Origin of the sequence: Mesorhizobium sp. M2A.F.Ca.ET.037.01.1.1, assembly GCF_003998075.1 — a bacterium.
Classification (GTDB): Bacteria; Pseudomonadota; Alphaproteobacteria; order Rhizobiales; family Rhizobiaceae; genus Mesorhizobium.
The window spans coordinates 1-3,149 of record NZ_RZSA01000796.1 but is presented as its reverse complement, the minus strand read 5'-3'; the positions used below and the strand labels follow the sequence as shown (position 1 = coordinate 3,149).

Here is a 3,149-nt window from a genome sequence, read left to right as displayed (position 1 = left end):
AGACTGTCGAAGCGAAGGACGGTATGATAGCGATCCCTGAAAAGCCTGGATTGGGTTTCACCATCTCGGAGCGATTCCTGGAGGCGCACGCGCAACGTATTTGACGATGAAAGAAAAGAACCTTCTCGCGGAACTCGCCGCCTATCTCTTCTCCAACTCGGACAAGGAGTCCGGCCGCACGCCTTCGGAACGCGAGCTGGCGGAACATTTCGGCGTCAGCCGCGGCCAGATCCGCGAGGCGCTCGCCATCCTCGAGGCCATGCGCATCGTCGAGCGGCGCGCCAAGTCCGGCATCTATATCGACACCAAGCAGGCGAGCGTGGAAGCGCTGGCGCTGTTCGCCCGCGCCGGCCTGCCGCTCGATCCGGTGCAGATTTATGAGACGGTAGAACTGCGCAAGATCCACGAGATCAAGGCGGCCGAGCTTGCCTGCTCGCGCGCAACGGAAGAAAACTTCGAACGCCTGCGCGAGATCCTGAAAGCCTCCGAAGAGCGCATCGCCGCCGGTGAAGGCCTCGCCAAGGAGGACCGCGAGTTCCACCTCGAGATCGTGCGCGCCACCAAGAACAGCGTCTTCCATAACATCTGCAGCGTCTATTACCTGATGGGCGAGCAGCGCCTGCCGATCTATTTCAACGATCCCGAACGCAGCGTGCGCTCGCATGCCGAACACATCCAGATCTACGAGGCGCTGCTTCGCCGCGACGGCAATCTCGCCCAGGCTCTGATGAGCGCCCATCTGCAGGGCGCCGAGAGCTACTGGAAAGGGATCATCGAAGGCCGCGGAACAGAACCGAAAAGCGCGGCGCTCGAGAAGGCCTGAGTGCAATGCGCAAGATCCTGTCGACGCATCCGCTGCACCCCCGCGCCACGGCCATGCTGGCCGGCGCCGGGCGGCTTGCAATTGCTTCCGCGCTCGATCCAAAGACATTGACCACTGAGGCCTGCGACGCCGACATCGTCATCGTGCGCGCGCCGCTGCCGCCGGAACTGTTTCAAGGCGCGGCGAATTTGCGAGCCGCTATCCGCCACGGCGCCGGGCTGGACATGATCCCGGTCGAGGCGGCGACCGCCGCCGGCGTGCTTGTCGCGAACGTACCCGCCGTCAATGCCCGCTCGGTCGCCGAGCATGTGATGTTCGCAGCGCTTGCCCTATTGCGGCGCTTCCGCGTGATGGACCGCGACCTGCGCGCCAAGGGCTGGCTTGCCGGGCGCGAGCATGCCAATTCGACCAGCGAGCTTGCCGGCAAGACGATCGGCATTGTCGGCCTCGGCGCGGTCGGCCGGGCCGTCGGACATATCGCCGCGCACGGTTTCGACCTCAATGTCGTGGCAACGACGCGCAGCCTGCGCCCGGCGCCCGAGCGCGTCGGCTTCCTGTCGATCGACGCGCTGGTCGAGCAGAGCGACGTCATCGTGCTCTGCTGCCCGCTGACGGAGGAGACGCGCGGCCTGATCAGCCGCGAGCGCATCGCCCGTATGAAGCCCGGCGCACTGCTGATCAACGTCTCGCGCGGCCCGGTGGTCGACGACGAGGCGCTGATCGAAGCCTTGCGGGAAGGCCGCATCGGCGGCGCCGCGCTCGACGTCTTTTCAACGCAGCCGCTGCCGCCCAACCATCCCTATTTCGGCTTCGACAATGTCATCGTCACCCCGCATATGGCCGGGATCACCGAGGAATCGATGATGCGCATGGGCGTCGGCGCCGCCGGCGAGGCGCTGCTGGTGCTCGCCGGCAAGCTGCCCGTCAACCTGCGCAATCCGGAAGTGATCGAGCACTACCGGCGACGCTTTCCAACTGGCGATTAATTCGCCGAGACCATGCGACGATGCAGACCGGAGACGCCGGCAGAAGGGTGCGCGAAGGAACGCAACGGTAAATTTTCCTGATCCCAATTTGCCTCGGTTCGAAGCACGCCTCTCAACGGCTAAGCAGCGCCTCCACTGCCGCTGCAATCGCCAGCAAACGGCGATCATCCCCGTGCCTGCCCACCAGCATCAGCCCGGCCGGCAGCTTGGTGCCCGGCATCGGCAACGAGATCGCGCAGAGGTCGAACTGGTTGGCGACCTGCGTGTTGCGCAAGAGCAGCCCTTCGGTCCTGTCGCGCAACGCCTCGTCGGCGGCCATGGCGGCAATGGAAGGCGCGACCATCGGCACGGTCGGCAATGCCAGGACATCTATAACGTTCAGCCGTTCCGCCATCGCCGCCGCAAGCTCGCCGCGACGGCGGATCGTGCGGATATAGACCGAAGCGGGAACCGCCAGCGCGCGCGACAACGGCCCGGTGACATGCGGATCGACCGGCACGGAGGCGCCGCTCGCCAGCCAGTCGGCATGCACTTCGGCGCCCTCCATTGAGGCGATCGTGCCGCGTCTGGTCGCGGCGCGCATTTCGGCGATGAGATCGTCGATGGGCAAATCGACGGCGCCGGCGCCAGCCTGCCCGATCCTGTCGATGCAGGCCTCGAAAGCTTCCGCGACCTCGGCTTGCGTCTCGTCGAACAAGACACCGCGCGGAATGCCGATGCGCAACATCGCAAGCGGGATCGGCTGTAGCGCCGCCGGCTCATCTGCGGCCATGATCGCATCGGCAATCGCGCAATCGGCGACGCTGCGGGCAAGCGGGCCAATCGAATCCAGCGTCATCGACAGCGGAAAGGCGCCCGTCAAAGGCACGCGCCCCGCCGTCGGCTTGAAGCCGACGATGCCGTTGAGCGAGGCCGGGATGCGCACCGAGCCGCCGGTGTCCGAACCGATCGAGATGTCGCTTGTGCCCTCGCCGACCGCAACGCCCGCCCCCGATGACGAGCCGCCCGGGATCAGGCTGGCGTCGGCGGCATTGCCCGGCGTGCCATAGTGAAGGTTGTCGCCGATCGCGGTGAAGGCGAATTCGGTCATGTTGGTCTTGCCGACGATCACGGCGCCCGCCCGCCGGAGCCGCGCCACGATGGCCGCGTCCCGCGTCGCCGGCGCGGTGCCGGCGAGGATCAGCGACCCGGCCGTGGTCGGCTCGCCGGCAACGTCGAACAGATCCTTGATCGAGACGATGCGCCCGTCGAGCGGGCCAAGGCTGACGCCGGCCTTGCGGCGAGCGTCGGACGCATCGGCGGCTGCCCGCGCGGCCGCGGCATAGAGCTTGGTGTAGACC

Annotated in this window: 3 protein-coding genes; 2 read left to right on the top strand and 1 reads right to left on the bottom strand. The window is 66.5% G+C overall.

All coding sequences use genetic code 11. The features are described 5' to 3' along the window. The first annotated feature begins 106 nt into the window (after window positions 1–106). Window positions 107–823 carry a FadR/GntR family transcriptional regulator gene (locus EOA27_RS29140; RefSeq protein WP_126081134.1) on the top strand — a complete coding sequence of 239 codons (717 nt, stop codon included), beginning with the start codon at window positions 107–109 and terminating at the stop codon, window positions 821–823. Window positions 824–828: 5 nt separating this feature from the next. Beyond that, entirely contained in the window at window positions 829–1,809 is a 981-nt protein-coding gene (locus EOA27_RS29135) for a hydroxyacid dehydrogenase (RefSeq protein ID WP_126081133.1), read from the top strand. A gap of 112 nt (window positions 1,810–1,921) precedes the next feature. Here EOA27_RS29135 and EOA27_RS29130 read toward each other — a convergent pair. Further along, the coding region (locus tag EOA27_RS29130; protein WP_127257845.1) for an amidase at window positions 1,922–3,149 on the bottom strand (1,228 nt) is incomplete at its 5' end.

Coding starts and splice junctions, on each gene's coding strand:
- EOA27_RS29140 (WP_126081134.1), top strand. CDS start 107: ATGAAAGAAAAGAACCTTCTCGCGGAACTCGCCGCCTATCTCTTCTCC.
- EOA27_RS29135 (WP_126081133.1), top strand. CDS start 829: ATGCGCAAGATCCTGTCGACGCATCCGCTGCACCCCCGCGCCACGGCC.